Annotated in this window: 12 protein-coding genes; 9 read left to right on the forward strand and 3 right to left on the reverse strand. The window is 72.1% G+C overall.

The window, feature by feature from the left end:
• Positions 1-2 precede the first annotated feature (2 nt).
• The 9 genes from ACYVKF_RS09870 (at position 3) to ACYVKF_RS09910 (ending at position 14742) form a co-directional block, all read left to right on the forward strand.
• Complete coding sequence (locus ACYVKF_RS09870; protein ID WP_460966307.1) at positions 3-2060, forward strand: polysaccharide biosynthesis protein; 2058 nt, start codon at positions 3-5, stop codon at positions 2058-2060.
• Complete coding sequence (locus ACYVKF_RS09875; RefSeq protein ID WP_460966308.1) at positions 2057-3148, forward strand: MraY family glycosyltransferase; 1092 nt, start codon at positions 2057-2059, stop codon at positions 3146-3148. The genes ACYVKF_RS09870 and ACYVKF_RS09875 overlap by 4 nt, the downstream gene beginning before the upstream one ends.
• Positions 3145-4404: a glycosyltransferase family 4 protein gene (locus tag ACYVKF_RS09880; protein WP_460966309.1), complete on the forward strand. Its 1260-nt coding sequence runs from the start codon at positions 3145-3147 to the stop codon at positions 4402-4404. Before ACYVKF_RS09875 ends, ACYVKF_RS09880 begins: the two co-directional genes overlap by 4 nt.
• Entirely contained in the window at positions 4397-6196 is a 1800-nt protein-coding gene (locus ACYVKF_RS09885; protein WP_460966310.1) for a glycosyltransferase family 4 protein, read from the forward strand. The genes ACYVKF_RS09880 and ACYVKF_RS09885 overlap by 8 nt, the downstream gene beginning before the upstream one ends.
• Positions 6193-7089, forward strand: coding sequence for an ABC transporter permease (locus tag ACYVKF_RS09890; RefSeq protein WP_460966311.1), 897 nt, complete (start codon positions 6193-6195; stop codon positions 7087-7089). Before ACYVKF_RS09885 ends, ACYVKF_RS09890 begins: the two co-directional genes overlap by 4 nt.
• Positions 7082-8068, forward strand: coding sequence for an ABC transporter ATP-binding protein (locus ACYVKF_RS09895; protein ID WP_460966312.1), 987 nt, complete (start codon positions 7082-7084; stop codon positions 8066-8068). The genes ACYVKF_RS09890 and ACYVKF_RS09895 overlap by 8 nt, the downstream gene beginning before the upstream one ends.
• Before the next feature lie 71 nt (positions 8069-8139).
• Positions 8140-9270, forward strand: coding sequence for a non-hydrolyzing UDP-N-acetylglucosamine 2-epimerase (gene wecB, locus ACYVKF_RS09900; RefSeq protein ID WP_460966313.1), 1131 nt, complete (start codon positions 8140-8142; stop codon positions 9268-9270).
• 34 nt (positions 9271-9304) lie between these two features.
• Positions 9305-12364, forward strand: a complete 3060-nt coding sequence (locus tag ACYVKF_RS09905) for a hypothetical protein (RefSeq protein WP_460966314.1) — start codon at positions 9305-9307, stop codon at positions 12362-12364.
• Positions 12361-14742, forward strand: coding sequence for a DUF6270 domain-containing protein (locus ACYVKF_RS09910; RefSeq protein WP_460966315.1), 2382 nt, complete (start codon positions 12361-12363; stop codon positions 14740-14742). The genes ACYVKF_RS09905 and ACYVKF_RS09910 overlap by 4 nt, the downstream gene beginning before the upstream one ends.
• Positions 14743-14806: 64 nt before the next feature.
• Here ACYVKF_RS09910 and ACYVKF_RS09915 read toward each other — a convergent pair whose 3' ends face one another.
• The 3 genes from ACYVKF_RS09915 to ACYVKF_RS09925 all read right to left on the reverse strand — a co-directional run bounded on the left by ACYVKF_RS09915 (position 14807) and on the right by ACYVKF_RS09925 (position 22067).
• Entirely contained in the window at positions 14807-15559 is a 753-nt protein-coding gene (locus tag ACYVKF_RS09915) for a DUF6270 domain-containing protein (protein WP_460966316.1), read from the reverse strand.
• Positions 15552-20111, reverse strand: coding sequence for a glycosyltransferase (locus ACYVKF_RS09920; RefSeq protein WP_460966317.1), 4560 nt, complete (start codon positions 20109-20111; stop codon positions 15552-15554). The genes ACYVKF_RS09915 and ACYVKF_RS09920 overlap by 8 nt, the downstream gene beginning before the upstream one ends.
• A gap of 105 nt (positions 20112-20216) precedes the next feature.
• Positions 20217-22067, reverse strand: a complete 1851-nt coding sequence (locus tag ACYVKF_RS09925; RefSeq protein ID WP_460966318.1) for an adenine nucleotide alpha hydrolase family protein — start codon at positions 22065-22067, stop codon at positions 20217-20219.
• Positions 22068-22079: the final 12 nt, after the last annotated feature.

The raw sequence follows: 22079 nt of genomic DNA on the forward strand, positions 1-22079 counted from the left end.
CCGTGTCCAGTGTTCAGCGCGCCCCCGGGGAAGACGGTTCCGTCGCGCCCGGTGAACCCGCGCCGGCACCGGCCGCGAGCGCGCCGGACCCGGTAGCGACCGGGGACCCCGCCAGCACCCTCGAACCGGAGGGCGCGCAGGCCCCACGCAAGGGTCGGGCCAACGGCCTCGTCGAGGTCCGGCACTGGCCGATCCCCGTGCTCATGCTCGTCGACGTGGCGATCCTGGTCATCATCATCGTGCTGCTCGCGATGAGCCGGTACGAGCAGAAGTCCTCCATCGTCAACCGCGAGGGCCTCGGCCTGGCCCTCCTGCTCGGCGCCTGCGTCTACCTCGTCACGTACGCCATGCTCGTCGCCCGTCGCTGCCGGTGGGGGACCCAGGACGAGATCGTCGGCCTCGCGGTCGTCGCCATCTTCCTGATGTCCTCGCTCAGCTCCGCCTCGATCCTCACCCACCCCGCGATGCTGCCGCTGTCGGTGGCCGTGACCGCCGCCCCGTGCGCGGCGTGCGGCTGGCTGGTCCTGCGGTATGTCGCGGTGCAGTACCACCGCGCGCGCAAGCGCCGCCAGGGTCGGGCCGGTCGCCGGGCCCTGGTCGTCGGCGCCGGCTGGGGTGGACGCCAGGCCATCGCGATGATGCTCGACGACGCGGGCACCGTCCTCCACCCGGTCGGCCTCGTCGACGACGACTCGGGCAAGCGCCACCTCGGCATCTCCGGCATCCGCGTCCAGGGCCGCATCGACGACCTGCCCGAGCTGGCCCGACGCCTCGGCGCCGAGGTCGTCCTGCTCGCCGTCCCGTCCGCGTCGCCCGGGCTGGTCCAGCGCGTCATCGACCTCACCAACCAGGCCGGGGCCGACCTGCTCGTCCTCCCCTCGCTCGACGAGATGCTCTCCGCCCAGGGCGTCTCCGGGCCGACCCGCGAGGGCATCCCCGGCGGGGTGCGGATCGACCTCCCGCGCCAGGCGTTCCGCCCGGTCCTGCTCGACGACCTCCTCGGCCGCGGTGCCGTCGAGATCGACGTCGAGGCCATCGGGTCCTACCTGCACGGCAAGGTCGTCCTCGTCACCGGCGCCGGCGGCTCGATCGGCTCGCAGCTGTGCCGCGAGATCATCCAGTACCAGCCCGCGCGACTGGTCATGACCGACCGCGACGACAGCCTCCTGCACGCGGTCCAGCTGTCCGTCGACGGTCGCGGCATGCTCGACTCGGAGGACCTGGTCCTGGGCGACCTGCGCACCCCGGGGTTCATCAACGACCTCATCGGCCGACACCGTCCCGACGTCGTGTTCCACGCCGCCGCGGTCAAGCACCTGACGCTGGCCGAGCGGTACGCCTCGGAGGCGTTCCTCACCAACGTCGCCGGGACCAGCGACCTGCTGGCCACCTGTGTCGAGCAGGGCGTGAGCCGGTTCGTCAACATCTCCACGGACAAGGCCGCCGACCCCGCGAGCGTGCTCGGCTACAGCAAGCGGATCACCGAGCGGCTGACCGCCTCGTTCGGCGTCAAGGCCGGGCCGGACGCGCGGTACATCTCGGTCCGCTTCGGCAACGTCCTCGGGTCCCGGGGTTCGGCGTTGACGACGTTCGCCGCCCAGCTGGCGGCCGGTCGCCCGCTGACGATCACGTCCTCGGAGATGACGCGGTACTTCATGACGGTGCACGAGGCCTCCCAGCTCGTGCTCCAGGCGGCCGTCCACGGCCGCAGCGGCGAGGGCCTGATCCTCGACATGGGCAAGCCGCACAACATCGAACAGCTGGCACGACGCTTCGCCGCGCTGCAGGGCTTCCCGCCGCCGACCGTCGTCTACACCGGTGTCCGCCCCGGCGAGAAGATGGCCGAGCGCACGCTCGCCAGCGACGAACCCGACCACCGCCCGTTCCACGAGCTCGTCACCCACGTCGGCATGCCGCTCATGCCCGACGACGTGCTCGTCGACATCGACCGGGTGCGACGCGAGCTGGCCCTCGGCCGGTTCATCGACCTGCACGCCTGGCTCAAGGTCGTGGCGTACGCCGCCGAGCCGGTCTCCGTCCCCAGCGGCCGCCGCGCATGACCGCAGCCCTCGCCTGGGCCATGGTCAGCTGCACGGCGCTCTCGGTGCTCGTCGTGGGCGGGACCCTGCCGCTGCTGCGTCGCCACAGCGTCGTCGACATCCCCGCGGACCGCTCCCTGCACGTCGTCCCGACCCCTCGCGGGGGCGGCCTCGGGGTCGTGGCAGCGGTGCTGGGCGCGGTGGTGCTGGTCACCCTGCTGCGCCCCGACGCCGTGGATGGACACGTCGACGAGCTGTTCCTCGTGCTGCTGCCGGTCCTGGGGTTCGGGCTCGTGGGGTTCGCGGACGACCTGTGGTCGTTGTCGGTCCGGCTGCGGCTGGTGGTGCAGGCCGTCCTCGCCCTGGTCTGGAGCCTGTCCGCGATGGGCGTCACCGGCGACGGGGTCGTGTGGGTGCCGTTCGTCCTCGTCGGCACCATCGCCATGGTCAACATCACCAACTTCATGGACGGCGTGAACGGCCTCGTCTCGGGCCACGCCGTGGTCGCGGGCCTCTGGTATGCCGTCGCGGGTGTCCACTACGACGTCCCCGCGGTCGCCGTCCTGGGCATCGGTGCCGCCGCGGGTGGCCTGGGCTTCCTGCCGTTCAACCTCCCCCGGGCCAAGGTCTTCCTCGGCGACATCGGCTCCTACTCCCTCGGGGCGACCTGGGCCGTGGTGGCGAGCTGGCTGGTGATGCTGCCGGTCCCGACCGAGGTCGCGCTCGCCCCCTTGTTCGTCCTGGTCCTCGACGCCGGGGTGACGCTGGTCCGCCGGATGTCCCACGGCGACCGCGTCTTCGAGCCGCACCGCCTGCACGTCTACCAGCGAGTGGCCCGGGCGGGCTGGTCGCACGCCACCGTCGCCGGGATCGTGGCCGCAGCCACGGCGGTCGCCTGCCTGCTCGCCCTGCCGGCGATGCTCGGCGCCTCGCGTCCGACCCGCGGGCTGGTCCTCGTGGCGGACGTCCTCCTGGGCCTGGCCTACCTCGCCCTGCCCGGACTCGTCGGGGGCTCGGCCCGGTGGGGTGCCGCCCGTGGGGCCGTCGACCTCGACGTCCGCGCGGTCGACGACCTCCTGCCGCCCCCACCCGCGGACCCCGTCCCGTGAGGATCCTCCTGCTCACGCACTACTACGCGCCCGAGGGTGGGGCCCCGCAGCAGCGCTGGTCCGCCCTCGCGGAGCAGTTCGTCCGGTCCGGGCACGAGCTCACCGTCATCGCTCCCGCCCCCCACTACCCCCACGGCAGCCTCCTGCCGGAGCACGCCGCGATGGCCCCCGGAGCCGTCCACCCCGGCCCGCACGGCGAGACCGTGCACCGCGTCGCCTTCCGTGCGTATGCCGGTGACGTGGGTTCGCGGTTCGCCGACCAGCTCGTGTCCGCCCGGGCCGCCGTCAGCGCGGCCGGCAGGGCCGCCCGGACCGCGACCCCGCAGGTCGTCGTCGCGACGGTCCCGTCGCTGCCGATGCTGTGGGCCGGCCGCCGCGTCGCCGGTCGACTCGGCGTCCCGGTGGTGGCCGAGATGCGTGACGCCTGGCCGGACCTGCTCACCGTCGCCGACGAGTGGGACACGACCTCCGCCGGCCGGGCCAGGCGGGCGGCCCAGCGCGTCTCGCGCGGTGGCCTCGCAGGCGTCGGCCGCGCCACGACGTACGAGCAGCGTCGGGCCGACGCGGTGGTGGCCACGACCGACACCTTCGCCCGGGTCCTGCGCGACCGGGGCATGGAGCGCGTCCACGTCGTGCGCAACGGCGCCCACCCGGTCCCGGGCTACCCCACCCACGTCCCCCGCGACGGTGACGACGGCGTCCTCAACGTGCTCTACGCCGGCACCCTGGGCCGGGCCCAGGGCCTGGCGACCGCCGTCCACGCGGCATCCCTGGCCGGTGGTCGCGGCGCACGCGTCCGCCTCAGGCTCGTCGGTGACGGTGCCGACCGGCCCCAGCTCGTGGCGCTCGCGGCGGCCGAGCGGGTCGAGGTCGAGTTCGTCGACCCCGTCCCGCGCTCGCAGATGGGGACCCACTACGCGTGGGCCGACACCGTGCTGGTCTGCCTGCGGCCATGGCCGGCGCTGGAGCTCACCGTGCCGTCCAAGCTGTACGAGGCGATGGCCCTCGGGGTCCACGTCACCGGCTCGGTGGCGGGCGAGGCCGCGGACATCATCACCGGGGCGCACGCGGGTCACGTCGCCACCCCGGGTGACCCTGCTGCGCTCGCCGAGGTGTGGGAGGCCGTCGCGACCGACCGCTCCCTGCTCGACCCCGGCACCGACGGGGTCGCCTGGGTGGGTGAGCACGCCGAGGACTCCCGGCTCGCCTCCGACTATCTCGAGGTCCTCGACGCGGTGGTGACCGGTCGTGGCTGAGCGTCGCACCCGTGCGGGCGGGCTCGAGACCCTGCGCAACGTCGGGATCCTCGTCGTCATGCTCCGTCGTCACGCCGAGGACGACCCCGCCCGCCTCGCGGTGCAGGGCATGCGCCGGCTGCCGGCGCGGTTCCGCCGGCCGGTCGCCAGGGCGCTCGGCCGCACGGGTCGTTCCGGTTCGACCGGGGTCGGCCCGCGACAGGCCCTGGCCAGCTACCTCGCCGACCGGCCGGAGGACGCCCGCGCCACCCTGCGCGCCCTGCCGCCCGAGCAGCTGGGTGCGAGCCGGATCGCCTCCGAGCTCGCCGTCCAGCTCGACCTCGACGTCCCGCAGGGGGCCGACGCCGTCCTCCAGGCGCGGGCGCTGTGGCGCCGCGGCGACCTCACCGGCGCGGTCGAGCTCCTCGAAGCGGCTCCCGGTCGCGCGGCCCGCCGGCAGGTGGGCCGGCTCGCCTCGGAGCGGGCCACCATGCAACCCGGGTATGCCGTGCCCGTTCGTCCGGTGCCACCCGGCACCGTGGCGAGCCCGCGGCATACGCACGGGTCCGGGGTGTGGACGCCTCGCGCGCTGCACCTGCTCACGAACTCGCTGCCCTGGACGCAGTCCGGGTACGCCCTCCGGTCGCACTCGATCCTGCGGGCGCAGGCCGGGCTGGGGATCGCGGTCGAGGCGGTGACCCGGCTGGGGTACCCCGTCAACGTCGGCCTCCCGTGGGCTGCGGGCACCGACGTCGTCGACGGCGTGCCGTACCACCGGCTGCTGCCGCGCCGCATGTCGGCGACGCCGGAGGGGCGGCTCGAGCAGACCGCCGAGCTGCTGAGGTTCCACGTGGAACAGTTCGCGCCGACCGTGCTGCACACGACCACGCACTTCCCCAACGCCCTCGTCGCGCAGGCTGTCGCCGGCGCTGCCGGTCTGCCCTGGGTGTACGAGGCGCGCGGCCAGCTCGAGAAGACCTGGCTCGCCTCACGACCGGCGGGCCAGCGCGAGGAGGGGGCCGCGAGCGAGCGGTTCCGGCTGTGGCACGCGAAGGAGACCGAGGTCGCGCTCGCTGCGGACCACGTCGTCGTCCTGTCCGAGGTGATGCGCGCCGACCTCGTCGAGCGCGGGGTCGCCCCCGACCGGATCACCGTCGTGCCCAACGCCGTCGACGCCAGCCTGCTCGACGGGGCCATGACGCCCCGCGAGGGTCGGCGGGCACTCGGACTGCCCGAGGAGGGCCGCTGGGTCGGCACGGTGTCATCTCTCGTGGACTACGAGGGCCTCGACGTCCTGCTGCAGGCGGTCCGCACCCTGCGCGACCAGGGTCTCGACGTGCGGTGCGCCATCGCGGGGGACGGGGTCTCCCGTCCGGCGCTCCAGCAGCTCGCCTCCACCCTGGGCCTCGACGACGTGGTGGTCATGCCGGGACGGGTCAGCCGGGCCGAGGCCGCCCGGTGGCACCGCGCCCTCGACGTCTTCGTCGTCCCGCGGCGCGACACCCTCGTCTGCCGGACGGTCACCCCGCTCAAGCCCATCGAGGCGATGGCGGCGGGCCGGCCCGTCGTGGCCAGCGACCTCCCGGCGCTCGCGGAGATCGTCACCGGACCGGCGACCGGGGTGGGCACCGGCCTGCTCGCGACGGCGGACGATCCCTCAGCACTGGCGGGTAGACTCCACGGGCTGCTCGCGGACGACGCGCTGTGGCACCAGCTCGCTGCCGGAGGCCGGGAGTTCGCCGCCACCAGGACGTGGCAGGCCATGGCAGCGCGGTACCGCGACATCTACGAGACCCTGGGGAGCCGACCGTGAGCGAACGGGCTCGCACCCATTCACCCCTGGCCCAGGTCGACGACGTCCAGCTGGAGGTCGTCGACATCAGCCGGCTCAAGCCGGTGGGCCAGCGCGGATCGCTCGCGTCGTACCTGCACCAGCTGTGGCGCCGCCGCTACTTCATCTGGGCGGATTCGCGGGCCCGGGCCTTCTCGGGGAACCGCGACACGCTCCTCGGCCGCTTCTGGCTCGTGGGCAAGCCCGTCCTCGACGGGCTGACCTACTTCTTCATCTTCGGTGTGCTGTTCGGCTCGTCCAAGGCGATCCCCAACTACATCGGGTTCCTGCTCATCGGCGTGTTCATGTTCTCGTTCACCTCGGGGGCGCTGAACCAGGGCGCGACCGTCATGCTCGCGGGCAAGAACCTCATCCGGGCCTTCTCCTTCCCCAGGGTGTCCATCCCCCTCGCGCTCGCCCTGCGGCAGGCGATCTCGATGATGCCCGTGGTCGGCGCCATGCTCGTGATGATCGCGGTGATCCCCCCGCACGCGAAGTTCACCTGGCTGTGGGCGCTGTTCCCGCTGGTCTTCCTGATGCAGCTGTCGTTCAACACCGGCCTCATCCTCTACACCGCCCGCCTCACCAGTGCGCTGCCCGACCTGCGCATGGTGATCGGGGTGCTGTCGCGGTTCTGGATGTACGGCTCGGGCGTGATGTTCTCGATGGAGCGCTGGATCACGCACCCCCACGTCCTGGCCGCCCTGGAGCTCAACCCCGTGTTCTGCGTCCTGGAGATCACCCGTGACCTGCTGCTCTACGGCGTCATGCCGGACGCCAAGCTCTGGCTGACGTTGGTCGCCTGGTCCCTGGTGACCCCCGTGCTGGGCTTCCTGTACTTCTGGCAGGGCGAGGAGGAGTACGGCCGTGAGTGACCTGCACACCGAGACCGTGCCGGCCGCCTTCGACGACCGGGAGCCCGACATCACCCTGCCCCCGGACGCGGACGCCGGACCCAAGAAGGGGATCGAGGTCCCGCTCGGGCCGCCGACGGTGATGGTCCAGCGGCTCTCGGTCCACTACCGCGTCGCCAGCAAGGAGCGCGAGGGCGAGCACCTGGGCCTGCCGCAGCGGGCGGCCCGCAAGATCGGCTGGAACCGCACGGTGACCGTCCGCGCCGTCGACAACATCTCGTTCGTCGCCCGGGCCGGCGAGTCGGTCGGTGTCGTCGGCCACAACGGCTCGGGCAAGAGCACCCTGCTGCGGGTCATGGCCGGCCTGGAGACCCCCACCAGCGGTCGGGTCCTCGCCACGTCCACCCCGTCCTTCCTCGGCGTCAACGCCGCCCTGATGCCCGAGCTCTCGGGGATGGAGAACGTCCGGCTCGGCCTGCTCGCCATGGGCCTGAAGCCCAAGGAGGTGAAGGAGGCGATCCCCGACGTGCTCGAGCTGGCCGGGATCGGGTCCTCCGTGCACCTCCCCATGAAGACCTACTCCTCGGGCATGGGCGCCCGCCTGAGGTTCGCGATCTCCGCGGCGGCCCGTCCGGAGATCCTGCTCATCGACGAGGCGCTCGCCACCGGCGACGCCGCGTCCAAGGCCCGCAGCGAGGCCCGGATGGCCCAGATCCGCGAGCACGCGGGCACGATCTTCCTCGTCTCGCACGCGGCCCAGACCATCGAGGAGATGTGCACGCGGGCGATCTGGCTGCACAAGGGCGAGATGGTCCTCGACGGTCCCGCCTACGAGACGGCCCGCGCCTACCGCTGGTGGGCCTGGAACATCGCCAAGGGTGAGACCGCGAAGGCCGAGGGCCTGCTGGAGGACGCCCGCGCCAAGCTGCGGGCCACCGTCGTCCACCCCGAGGACTCCAGCACCGACCGGCACGTCTCCCGGCACTCCACCGGCACCTGACCGTGCCGGGTGGCCGCCCCGGCGTGACACCCGAACCCGACGAAAGCGAACCCTTGACCCAGAAGCGCATCATGACCATCTACGGCACGCGCCCGGAGGCCATCAAGGTGGCTCCCGTGATCAAGGCGCTCGAGGCGCACCCCGACTTCGAGTCGGTGACGGTCGTGACCGGACAGCACCGCGAGATGCTGGACCAGGTCAACGAGATCTTCGGGATCGTCCCCGACCACGACCTCGACGTCTTCGCCCACGGCCAGACGCTCAACGGCCTGATGGCCAAGGTCTTCGACCGGCTCGACCCGGTGCTCGTGGACGTCGCGCCGGACGCGGTCATCGTCCAGGGCGACACCTCGACGGTCGCGGCTGCCTCGATCGCGGCGTTCTACCGCCGGATCCCGGTCGTGCACATCGAGGCCGGCCTGCGCAGCGGCGACATCAACTCGCCCTTCCCGGAAGAGGCCAACCGCAAGCTCACCAGCCAGACCACGGCCCTGCACCTGGCGCCGACGTCCACCTCGCAGGCGAACCTGCTGCGCGAGGCCGTCGACCCGGACACCATCACCGTCACCGGCAACACCGTCATCGACGCCCTGCTGCACACGGTGAAGCAGGACCTCGCCTTCACCGACCCCCGGCTGGCCGAGGTCGAGGCCTCCGGTCGTCCGGTCCTGCTCGTCACGACGCACCGACGCGAGAACTGGGGCGGTGCCATGGAGGGTGTCGGCCGCGCCCTGCGCCGGCTCGCCCTGGCCCACCCCGAGTACCACGTCATCCTCCCTGTCCACCGCAACCCGATCGTCCGTGAGGCGGTGCTCCCACACCTCGAGGGCCTCCCGAACGTGCTCGTCACCGAGCCGATGGCGTATGGCGAGTTCACCCGCCTCATGGCGTTGTCCACCATCGTCCTCACGGACTCCGGTGGTGTGCAGGAGGAGGCGCCCTCCCTGGGCAAGCCGGTCCTCGTGATGCGGGACAACACCGAACGCCCCGAGGCGGTCACGGCGGGCACGGTCAAGCTCATCGGCACCGACGAGGAGCGCATCGTCACGGAGGTGACGCGCCTCGTAGAGGACCCCGCGGCATACGAGGCGATGTCCCGGGCCGTGAACCCGTACGGCGACGGCGCGGCTGCCGACCGCTCGGTGGCTGCGATCGCCGCCCTCTTCGGCATCGGTGAGCGGCTGCCCGAGTTCAGCCCCTGACCGCGACGTGAAGGACGGGGACGGGACCCGGAAGGTGCCGAGGGGGCGACGCGCGCTGCTCGGCGCCCTCGTCGTCGTGCTCGCGCTCGGTGGTGCCGTGTCCTACGCCCTCCTCCACCGCGGGTCCGCAGAGCCGCTGCCGTTGCCGTCGGCGACCCCTGCACCCAGGCAGGTCCCCGCGGTGGCGCCGACGGGTCCGGCGGTGGCCGACTCGAGCGGGTTCGAGGCGACCAGCCTCAAGGCCGCCGGCTGGTCCGCCACGGGTACCGGCGCAGCGACCCTCGTCACCGGCGACGAGGCGCGCACGGGCCACCGTGGCCTCCGCGTCGAGGTGGGTCGTGGGCTGGCCCGCCCCGCCACCGTCAGCCGGGCCCGGATGCCGGCCGGTCAGGGGCTGCAGTGCGACGTCGGGGCCTGGTCCCGGAAGGTCACCGGCGGACAACGGGTCACGGTGGTCTTCATCGGGTCGGGCGGCCGGAAGCTGGCCACCGCCAGCCAGGCGGCGTCCACGGGCTCCGACGTCTGGAGCCGCACGACGGTGCGCTCGACCTCGCCGGCCGGCACCGCGGCGCTCGAGGTGGGCATCACCGGGGCGACGGGTTCGGACGGACGGTGGGACGACCTGGACGTCACCTGCGCCTACCTGCCCAACGGCGGGTTCGAGACCGCCGACGGCAGCGACCCGGGGCAGGCGGCGGACTGGTCGGTCATCGCCGTGGAGGGTGCGAGCGCGCGGCGGGTGACCGAGGGCGCTGCGGGGCACGCGCTGGAGGTTCGGGACGACTCCACCACCCGTGGCGTCATCGTCCGCAGCCAACCCACCCCGGTGCCGCCGGGCCTCGAGGTCGTGGTGTCGGGCGCGGTGCTGGGCATCGAGGGCGACCAGGGCGTGGTGGTGCGGTTCCTCGACGCGCACCGCGCCGTGCTGCCCGATGTCGACCAGGTCCCGGTGCGGGCGACGTCCGGTCGTTGGCAGGACTGGGCGCAGTCCCTCTCGGTGCCCGACGGTGCCCGCTGGGCCACCGTCGAGGTGGTCTCGGGGACCTCGGCGCAGAGCGCCGCACGGTGGGACGACGTCGACGTGCAGCCCGCGCCGGCTGCCCGGGGCAAGATCGGTGCGGCCGAGGCGGTCTCGGCCCTGAAGGGGTACGTCAACACCACGACGTCCGGTCGCGTCGTCGTCGGTGGGCGGCCGCTGATCTACACCGTCGTGTCCGGCTTCCCCGCAGAGCTCCAGGTCGCGGACCTGGCCACCGGACGGCTCGTAGACCGGCACGTGCTCCCCGGGGCGCCGACGGGGTGGGCCATGGTGACGGCGCCCGACCAGCGCACCGTCTACCTGGGCGGTGCCCAGGGGCACGTGCTGAGGTACGACCCGCGGGCCCGGACCCTGAAGGACCTGGGGAGGGCCACGCACCGCGCCGAGGTGGTCTTCAGCCTTGCGATGGCACCGGACGGCCGGGTGTGGGGTGGCAGCTACCCGGGCGGCGAGCTCTGGGTGCTCGACCCGAGGGCCGACAAGTTCACGAGCATCGCCCCGCTCCGGGAGGACCGAGAGTACGCCCGGAGCCTGGCGATCCAGGGCTCCACGCTGTACGTCGGGACCGGTTCGGTGAACCCGTCCGTCGTGACCATCGACCTGCAGGACCCCTCGGCGCGCGAGGAGATCGCCCTGCCGGGAACGCCCGCGAGCGGCTTCGTCACCGAGCTGCGGATCTACGGGCGGCTGCTGGCCGCCAAGCTGCCCGATGGCACGCGGGGTGTCTACGACCTGCAGCGGCGCACCTGGGACACCCCCGTGTCCAAGGACGCGACCGGGCGGCAGCTCACCCAGTCGCCGTCGGAGGCGGCGCCGGGCCAGCCCTTCTACTACTTCAGCAACGGCCTGCTGTGGCGCGTCCACCCCGATCGACCGGACGCCAGCGCCAAGGTTCCGGTGGCCACGACGACGATCCCACCCGGGCGGGACCGCTTCGTCGTGCGGGCCACCATCGGCGGCACCCTGTCGGACTGGCTCGTGTCCTACGACGGCTCGCAGGAGCTGGTGGCCATCGACGTCGGCGCCCTGCCCGACGGGGTGGAGGGCAAGGACCTCCCCGAGGCCAGGCTGGTGCCGATCCACCTCCGGCTCGACCCGAGACCGTTGCGCATCAAGTCGTTGGGTGCCGGGTCGGACGGCGTGCTGTGGGCCGGGGGGTTCGGTGGGGCGAGCCTCAGCAGCCTGGACACCCGTGAGCCGATCCCTTCGCTGACGCCCCGCCTGGGCGGTGCCGACTCGGGGCAGGCGCTCCTGGGGTTCGGTGAGGTCGAGGGCCTGGCCGCCAGCGGTCCCTACGAGTTCTTCGGCACCTACACCGGCGCACGGATCTTCCGGTTCGACACGCGGCGTCCCTGGGTGGACGGCCAGAACCCGGCGCTCCTGGCGCACCTCGGTCCGTCCTACGCCCAGGACCGACCGCTCGGCTGGGCCTCCTCCTCGGGTCGCACCTACTTCGGCACCGTGCCCCGCTACGGCCGCCGCGGCGGCGTGCTCGGGTGGTTCGTGGGCGACAGCACCGAGCCCACCGTGGTTCCGAGCCCCGTCAAGGACCAGAGCATCGTGGGGCTGGCCGCCTCGGGCTCGGTCGTCTACGGCACCACCTCACGGTGGGGCGGGCTGGGGGCCAAGCCGGTGGCGGCGGACGCGGCGGTGTTCGCCTACGACACCCGGACCGGACGCACCCTGTGGACGACGTCCCCGCGTGCGGGACTGCAGTCGGCGGGCTCGGTCGTCGTGGACGACGCCGGACGGCTGTTCGTGCTCATGCGCTCCGAGCTCGTCGAGCTCGACCGCGCCGACGGCCATGTCGTCCGACGGTTCCCCCTCGGCCAGGCCATGGCCGGGGACCAGCCGACCTTCGCCGACACGGGCCTGGCCGTGGGAGCCGGCCGGCTCTGGGCCGCGACCGCCGACGGGCTCTGGGCCGTCGACCCCGGCACCGGTTCCTTCGTGCAGGTGGCCGCCCACGACGTGCTGCCGTCGCGGGTACAGTTCCTCGCTGATGCCGCCTACTTTCCCACCGGAAAGACCCTGATGAGAGTGTTGGTCCCATGACGCCCCCTGCGAGTGCTGGCACCGCAGCCGACCTCCCGGCGGACAGCGACTACACGAGGTTCGCGCCGCAGGTCGCGGTGTGGGCCTCGCCGGCGGAGTTCCTCTCGGCGCAGTCGTGGGCGGAAGGTGTGCACGTGGTGTGGCTCCCCTCCGGAGCCCACGTGGACGTCCTGATCAGGGGCGACATGCAGGCGATCGCACCGGGGCGCGCCCTCCTGGTGGTGTTCAGCGGCGCGGTGTCCAAGCGGGACGCCCAGCCCGGGCCGTTCTTCTCAGGCAGCGGCCTGGGCACCAGCCTGGAAACACCCTTCGTCGCCATCAGCGACCCCAGCTTCACCGTCGACCGAAACCTGCGGCTCGGGTGGTACGCGGGTCGCGCCGGTGAGGGGGTGCAGGCCCTCCTCGTCGAGCTGCTGACCGAGCTGCAGCGCAGGGCGGGGCGCGAGCTGTTGCTCGCCGGTGGGTCGGGTGGGGCCTTTGCCGCGCTGCTCCTGGGGTCGCAGCTCACCGTCCCCGCCTCGGCCATGGTCTGGAACCCGCAGACGGACCTGCTCGACTACGTCCCCGACGTGGTGGCCGAGTACCTCGCCCTGGCCCTGTCCCTGCGCCCCGCCGAGGTCGCCGGGATGAGCCGCGTGGAGCGGTCTGCGGCCCTGGGCGCCGGCGGGGTGCTCCACGCCGTGCCACCGAACCAGGCCGGCAAGGGGCTGCGTCGCTTGCTCTTCCTGCAGAACGCTGCGGACTGGCACGTGGTGTCCCACCTGGCGCCGTACCTCGAGGCCGACGGCTACCAGCACGACGGCGGGGGTCGCTGGCACAACGCCCGCGGCCACCTCGTCCTGGTCTCGGCCTTCGGCGAGGGTCACGACCCGCCGCCGCGGGCCGCGATGGTCCGGGCCCTCGCCCTGCTCCTCGACCCCGAGGTCGGGGTCGACGAGGTGGTCGACCGCCTGCAGGACGAACGCATCGTCTCCCGGACGGACCTCGAGATCCTGCCCCGCGACCTGCGCCAGGAGGTGGCAGACGTCGAGGCGAACGTGGGCCTCACCGCGACGGTGGACCAGGACGGTGTGGTGAAGACCGCCCTGGCCTGGAACAGCCGTGCGATGCGGTACGCCGGTGTGAGCACGGTCTTCGAGCTGCTCGACGGCGACGACCGCGTGCTCGCCAGTCACGCCCGGCGCGACAACATGCTCCAGCTTCCCGGTATGGGGCCCGAGCTCGCCCGGGTGCGGGTCCAGGTCCGCGACGGCTTCATGAACCCCGTCCTCACACTGACCGAGCCCGTGACCAGGGTGACCCGACCGCTGCGGGTGCTCGTAGTGGGGAGCTGCGTCTCCCGCGACACGTTCGAGTTCCTCCGTCCCGAGTACTTCACCCTGCGCGGGTACGTCGCGCGGCAGAGCCTCGTCAGCGGCTTCGGCCCGGCGGGTGAACCGCACTTCGACCTCTCCGGGCTCCCGAGCGCCTTCCAGCGCCGGATGCTCGAGGGCGACGCCCGGTCCTCCCTCCCGTCGGTCGTGGCGGAGCTGGCCGACGAGGTGGACCTGGTCCTGTGGGACCTGGTCGACGAGCGCCTCGGTCTCCTCGACCACGAGGACGGCACGGTCTCGACCGACTCCGTCGAGCTGCGCCAGGCCCAGCTGGACGGGCAGGCCCCGACGGAGCCGTCGGGCCCGGCGTTCGGCTCCCCCGAGCACCTGGCCCGGTTCACCGCGGTCCTGCCGCGGTGGCGCGCCCTGCTCGAGGAGCACGGGCTGCGCTCGCGGACGGTGCTCCTCGCCCCGCCCTGGGCGACGACCACGACGACGGACGAACCGACGCCGGCGAGCTTCGGGCTCGAGGCGGACCGGGCGAACGAGCTGACCCGCCGATACCTCGACGCGGTGGCGGCCGAGGTGCCTGTCCCCGTCCTGGGTCGCGACCTCACCGAGGTCCGCGGCCGCGCCGACCACCAGTGGGGGAAGGCACCCTTCCACTACGACGACCGGACCTACCTCGCGCTGGCCGAACAGGTCGCCCGAGCGGCGCAGCAGCTCTCGCTGCCCGAGCACTGGGAGACGTCCTCGCCCTCCGAGATGACCAGGGTCCCTGACCCGGAGGCACGGGACCCGCGGCGTCGAGCCGCTGCCCCCGAGGTCGTGGTCGAGCAGACCGGTCCGCTCGAGCTCTCCACCACCATCCACGGCGCGGGGCGCCAAGCCGTCTCGTTCGCCCTGCACCAGGGCGCCCAGCGCGTGGACGTGACGCCGTACGCCCGGGCGACGACCCACCGGTTCATCGTGCCCAAGCCGGGGGTCTACCGCTGCCGCGTCTTCGTGATGGCCGACGACGGCAGCCGGGTACCGGTCGTCAGCCCGCCCATCCGGGTGTCCTGACTCAGCCGCACTCGGGGGGGCGCCCGCGCCCTCGTGCATCCGGTCGACCTCGGGCCGGGTCGACCTAGGAGCGGTCGACGTCCGCCAGGGCGACCTCCGCGCGGGTGATCCCGGCGGCCAGGTGCTCGTAGGCCTGCGCCGTGTAGTGGAAGGGACTCGGCCCCCACTTGTGGTCCATGGTGGACCGGGCCAGGTCCTCGGGGAGGTCGACCCTGGTCAGGCCGAGCGAGTCCAGGTGCTCGAAGTAGCGCTGGTACTGGGCGTTCGCCTGGGCCGGCGCCGTCATCCAGCCCGGCACCGGGACGGCCCCGCCGTCGTCGAGGAGGGCTGCCCACGGGGTCCGCAGGACCACCGTCCTCGCCAGGAGCCCGAGCTCGTCGAGGCGTCGCACGATGGCGTCGACGGCCGGCGCCCAGAGGGCGAAGTGCTGGTCGGTGCCGAACGCGATCCAGCGCCCACCGCGGGTCGCGGCGGCACCGCCGGACGACCACAGCTCGGTGAGCTTGGTGACGTAGCCGCCCCCGACCTCGATCACCCCGCCCCGCTCGTCGATGAAGTCGACGAGCAGGACGTCGACCTGGGGCGCCAGCCGGGCCGCCACCTCGAGCAGGTCGCCCTTGACGTCACCGGCGACCATGCGGTTCTGGAACGCCGAGGGCAGCTCGGTCAGCTGGGCCTTGACGCCGGCGGCGGGGGAACCGACGCTGATCGCCGACTGGCGGGCGACGTAGGCCAGCAGCGTGTGGCCCTCTGGCAGGAACTCGAAGGTGTCACGGGAGACGCAGCTGCCGTAGATGAGGACGCGGGTCTCAGCCACGGGTCGGCGCCTCGGGGCTGAGGAGGTCGACGAGACGCCCCAGGACGGCTCGCGCCTCGAACTGGTCGGTGACGACGGCGCGGTAGCCCTCGGGGTTCCGCTCCTCGGCGACGACACGGTCGGCCAGGTCGGAGACCGTGGCACTGATCCAGTCGCGCGGGTAGACCAGGTCGGAGCCCGGCCAGGCGAGCACCGCAGGGAGGGCGCGACTGGCCGCACCGTCGGCGATGGTGAGGTGGAACGACTCGAAGTCGCTCACGGACAGGGCCACGCCCACGCCGGTGTACCACTGCGCCATGTCGTCACCGTGCCCGTCGAAGACCACCGTGCCGGGACGTATGGCGTTGAGCCTGTCGATCCGCCCGTACTGCGTGTCGTACCAGGCCATCTCGTCGGGTCGGGCCAGCATCCACGGGTAGTCCTGCGGGGTGCGGCCCTTGATGCGCAGCGAGTAGTCGTGGCCACGAGAGGCCAGCTCCTCGACGACGTCGAGCGCGAGGTCGAGCCGCTTGGTGGCCGGCACGATCCCGACCAGGCCGATGGTCGTCGCCGCCTCCGGAGACTTGGCGAGGTCGAGGGCCGTCGTGTCGACGGGGTTGGGCACGACCACGCACTTGTCCGCGGGGAGGCCGTGGCTCTCGATGGCCGCCGCCCGGACGAGCTCACCGACGAAGACGTAGGCCGCGACGTTCTCGTGGGCCACCTGCGCGAGGTACGGGCGTCGCAGCTCCTGGGAGTGCACCCGGACCACGAGCCGCTGGCCGGGCATGACGTGCTGGGAGTACCAGACGGCGTTGCCCAGACCCCACTCGCACAGCACGACCTCGGCCCGGTCGAGCAGCTCGAGCGACCGCTGCTCGTCGTGGGTGGTGTGGTTCTCCCACTCGTCGAGCAGCACCTCGGCGCCCTCACTGCGGAGCTCGTCGATGAGGGAGGCGGCGAACTTCAGGTCGTGGCCCGCGACGAGGACCCGGCGACCGGCGATGGTCGCAGCGTCCCGAGCCATGTCCGCGCCGTCCAGCGACGAGGTCGTCGAGGTGTCGCTCGCGGGGGGCGGCGCGGCCACGACGGCACGGTGCGGGAGCAGCAGGCGGACCGCGGTGACGTCCTGCGCCCGGAGGGCGTCGTCGAGGTGGGGGTGCTCGGCGGCGACCTGCGCCGAGACGAGCCCGGTCAGGGTGCCGGTCCCGGGGACCGGTTCGGCGATGGGCCGACCCGGCTCGAGGTCGGGCACGCTGTGGCTGTCGATGCGGTCCCACGCGCCGTAGGCGGGGGCGTGGAGCAGGTCCTCGAAGTGGGTCCGGCCCACGACGTCGGAGAGCCGGCCGATCCAGCCGGCGACGGTGGCGGGGCTGCCGTACCCGTCCCAGGTGCGCACGGCGACGCCGTGGCGGGCGAGGGCTGCCGTCGCGTCGTCGACGGCGCCCGTGCCGTGGTCGGCATGCACGAAGACCTCGACGGGTGGCTGGGACTGCAGGGCCAGGGCGCGCAGGACGTCCGGCGCGGTCGAGTCGAGCACCACGGCATACGAGGGGCGCTCGGGGGCGGCCACGGGGAGACCGGCGGTGCGCGCCACGATGGTCAGGGCGGTGTCGACGGTGTGCGAGCGCAACACGGCACGCATCTGCAGCCACGCCTCGGCGAGCCGGGCCTGTGGGTCGCTGGACCAGGTGCGCAGCAGGGTGCGCCACATCAGCGGGTCGTTGCTCGTGGGGATGACCGACCCGAACGTCTCGTCGATGCCGCGTCCGGGCCCGGACAGGACCACCCCGCCGCAGGCGGCGACCTCGACCACGCGGCGGGAGAACATCGAGGGTGACTCGGTGACGGAGTTGACGTTGAGGTTGGCCAGGTGGCTCTTGTAGGAGTCGATGACCTCGTCGTAGGGGAGGGAGCCGCGCACGCTGGACCGGAAGGCCGGGGGGAAGTGGTACGGCGAGTCCGGAATGGCCGCCTGCCGGTCGTAGATGGCCAGGCCGAAGGGGCGGCACGTCTCCAGGAGGAGGCTCAGCTCGGCCGAGCGCTTGGCGTAGCGCTGGCCGTAGAAGGTGCCGGCGTACGCGACGGTCGGCTCGTAGTCGCGCCGCCCCGGCAGGGGGTTGTGGATCTTCGGCTGGGCGTAGAAGGGCAGGGACGAGGCGGTCCGCACCGTGCCGACGCCAGCAGTCAGGTAGGGCAGGACGCGGTTGCCGTCCGTGGTGAAGACGTGGTCGCACAGGGACGCCGTCGCCACGAACCGCTCGAAGTGGACCGGGTCCTCCTTGTTCCAGAAGACCGAGGGCACCCCCAGCTCGCGGGCGCGGGCCAGCAGGGCGGAGATGTCGGCGTGCTCTTCGTCGGAGTAGCGGCCCACACCGCGGTGCCAGGTGCCACCGTTGCCGCTCCACGCCGACTCGATGAAGACCAGGTCGAGGCCGTCGAGCTGGTCCTGCCAGCCGCTGCGGTCGAGCGGGACGACCTGCACGGACGCCGAGAGCGTCGACGTCGTGAACTCGTCGGCCACCAGCCCGACGCGCAGGGTGTCCAGGGCGACCCCGTGGCTCCCCGCCTCGCGGTGCAGCACGGCCGCTTCGCGGTGGGCGCCGCTGATGGTGTGGGCGAGGCCCTCCCAGGTGCGCTCGTCCAGGCACCAGAGGCGACCGGTGCGGCCGAGGTCGGCCCGCAGGTCGGGCTGCTCGACGAGGCGTCGCAGCACGTCCGCGAGGGCCTGGGCATCGCCGGCACGGAACAGCAGGGCGCGCGACTCGTCCGGCCCGGCGATGTCGCGGTGGGGTGCGACGTCCGAGAGGACCACGGCCTTGGCGCTGCTCATCGCCTCCAGCGGCTTGAGGGGGGAGACCATCTCGGTGACCGGCAGGGACAACCGCGGGCACGGCATGATGTCGAAGAGGCTGAGCAGCCGCGGCATCTGGTCGCCGGGAACCCGTCCGACCAGGCGCACGTGGTCTCCGAGGTCGAGGCGGGCGACCTGCTCCTTGAGCCCCGCCGCCGCCGAACCCGAGCCGGCCACGACGACCTGGAACCCGACCCCGGCGTCGCGCAGCAGCGCGGCGGCGTCGACGAGCACCTCGAGTCCCTCGTAGGGGACCATGCTGCCGGCGAACCCGATGACCGGCACGTCCGTGCGGATGCCGAGGGTGGCGGCATACCCGGTGTCGCGCGGCAGGGGGAGGAACTCGCTCGGCGTGACCGCGTTGGGGGCCACGGTGATTCGCTCGGCGGGCACGCCTCGTCGGACCAGCTCGTCACGCGTCTGACCCGTGATGGCCAGCACGGCGTCGGCCTCCGTGCCGACGAGGGTCTCGAGTCCGGACTGCAGGGCGTACCGCTCGGAGTCCTCCCAGCCGGGCTTGTCGGAGGCCTCGGTGACCTCCCAGAGTCCGCGGACCTCGTAGACGAAGGGGATGCCGAGCCGGCGGGCCGCGATGAGCGCGGCCAGGCCGACGCGGAAGTTGGAGGCCGCGTGGATGACGCTGGGCCGCTGGAGGCGGGCCTCACGCACGAAGGCGTCGGCGCACTCGAGGATGTAGCGGTCGACGGGGGTGCTCGCGAGGGGGTTCCCGGGCAGGTGGACGTACTCGACGCCGTCGACCTCGACGGCGTGCCGGTGCCGACCACGCGACTTCACGTCCGCCTTGGAGTCCCACGGGTAGCCGGACCGCGCCACGACGACGACGTCCGCTCCGGACCGGCGCAGGCCCGATGCGACCCCCTTGGTGCGCACGGAGTAGCCGTTGGTGTTGTAGGCCGGGGTCGAGTGGGCGCAGTACATGACGCGGCCCGGCTCGGGCAGGTAGGCGGGGCCGGGCGCACGCGGAGGGACGGGGATGCCCTCGCGGACGACCCGGTCGGCACCGAGGATGCGCTCGGCGAGCTCGGCCGGCCCGGCCTCGAGGGCGGCGGTCACCTCGGGGTGGTCCCGCAGCAGCGCGGACGGCGTGGAGACCAGTCCGCGCTGGTACCACGCGCGGGTGAGCACGTGCCCGAGGCGGACCGGGGTCCGTTGCTCGAGGAAGCGCTCGACGAGCTCCTCGAACGAGTAGTCGCTCAACCGTCGGTCGACGGGGACCGGTGTGGTGGGAGCCGCTGCGGGGGACGCGGCGCGCGGCGCGGGGGACGTGGCGGGGGACGGCATCGGGGCGGTGGAGCCCGCCGACGCCGACGCGGTATGCGGCGCGGCGGGGAGCTGCTTCGGCGCCGCCGCGGGGCGGCCCCTCACCAGACCGAGCGGGGAGGTGAGCGACCGACCGAGGCGGTACGCCTTGGACCCGCGGACCCGCTTCAGGTCGCCCTTGAGCCGGGTGGTCTCGGCGCGGTAGGCGTCGAGGGCGGAGTTGGCGCTGCCCAGCCGACGGGTCAGCTCCTGCTTCTCCTTGCGGAGCTGCTTGAGCTCGGTGGCGTTCTTGTCGGCATCCTTGAGCCTGGCGCGAGCGGCTCGGTCACGAGCCTGCAGCCCTTCGAACCTCACCCGCAGGCCGTGCGGGTCGCTGATGAACTCCGACAAGAACCGCCGATCGAGGTCGGTCTGATCGCGGCGTTCGTCGTCGTGCACTGGTCAGGGCTCCTGCAGGGTGGGCGACGGAGGTACGGGTCGATCCTAGGCCGTTTTGGCATGCTTCCGAGTGCACGAAGGATCCTTCCGATGGCTCACGCGAGCTCAGATGGAACGCACCTCGGGTTCGGAATCGAAGTCGGGGACCAAGAAGGATCCGACTTGGTCACTGATCGTGTCGAGCTCCGCGAATGAGGAGACGGCGTCAGCCCCCAGGAAGGTCAGGAGGTGCAGCAAGGGCTGCACGTGTCCCGGCTTCATGGCTGCCGCATCGAAAGTCATTAGGCGGTCAAGATCGACCACACCCTCGAGCACCGATGGCCGTCGGCTCACGACAAGACCACGCAGGTCGTCGAAACAGTCTCTGAGGGCGGCGTGGATGGGGCGCCGGTTCATCACCGGCACTTCCTCATTCCAGACGAACGGCTCGATAGCGGGCGGCTTGATCCCGGTCAGGGTTTCGAGCTCGGGATCCCAGGTTTGGTCCGCGAAGGGGATCTCAAGGAGTTGCGGATGCGACCGCTTGAGCATCTCGTAGTGGAACTCCTCGAGCGAGCGCGAGCGTGGGCCGGCGTTGTACGTGGCCTTCAGCACTGTGTCAGTCGCCAAGAGGTAGGGCGCAGAAGACATCGAGTTGTACACGCCCCAGGTGCGCGCCATCCATCGGCGGATGCGATGCTCACTTCGGTGCTTGGTTGGGATCTGTTCCAAGTCGTCAACCACGCGCAGCTGGTGTGAGAAGTAGCCCAGGAACTCGTCCTCGTTGGTCTGCCGCGCGTCATCCGTCAGGATCTTGCACGTGTCCCAGTTGGCGAGGTGTACCCGGAACCACTGCAACAGCTCCTGAGAGGTCTCGAAGCGGCGCTTACCGGCGATGTTGCGCAGCCCCCCCTCCTGCCCGTGCAGCTGGATCTTGTGCCGCAACGGATTCTTTGCGGTGAGATCCATGGGGCTCATTTCACCCTCGGTGACGAATGCGTGTTGAAGGAACTTGGCTCGCCGCATGACCCTAGGCGCGGGCGCCGAGTTGATCCTGAATTCGTGTTTCTGGCTGAGGCCCAGCACCTCGGCTACCGCCGTCGCCGCGCGGATATCTGGGCTACCCGTGGCCCCCCAGGTCAGCATGCTCTCGATGCGTTCGGCACGTCCGGATGCGGTGAGTAGTCCCAGCAGCAGTCGGCTGTCCTTGCCACCTGAGAGTGGCACGACGATGGGCAGATCACCGCTGTCCAGAGCGCCGGCAAGGCTGGTTATGCGCTCAAACGCGTCGTCCCAATAAGTCTTTCGATCATTGATATAGAGCCGCTTCAGCTCTTCGTCGTGCAGGGGCTGATCATGTTCCCGGTGCACGACGGGCCGCCCGCCGGGCGGGCGGTAGATCGTGTGGGCCTGGGGCAGCGACCACACGCCGGCGAAGAGGGTGTGGTCGTTCAGGGCGATTGACGACGTGAGAACCGTCCGCGCAAAGGCCGGATCGAGGTCAAAACGAGTCGACAGGGTCCTGCCGTAGCAGGCCATGGAGGCGCGGGTCGATGCTACAAATCTTCCGGGCTCGTCGCTGTAGTAGAGCTGGACGGACGCCAGCAGATTACGCCAGATGATGATGTCGCCTTCGGGCTTGGCACGCAGAGCCGCGTACTCGCCGTACATCTCCGTGTCAGGGTCCAAGGTCGTGTCCCGGACCCCGTCGACGACCCTCCCGCTCAGTGGATCCATCATCCAACCCAAGAAGAGTCGCAGGCCATCCTCTCCACGCTCGACGCGGTCTTGAGGTTTGATGGGAGGAACGTCGCTGCCCCACACCAGGATCGAGACGTGACCATCACGAGAATACCAAGCGCGAAATAGGTCCTCTGGCGTCAGTCTGAGCTGGCCCGCCTCGCGACGGATTCGTTCCTCGGCGGCCTTGACGCTCTGAATGCCATCGCGATCCCAGATCAGCAGAAAGTCGAGCACTGATTCATCCCC

The sequence above is a fragment of the Pedococcus soli genome (assembly GCF_054782575.1).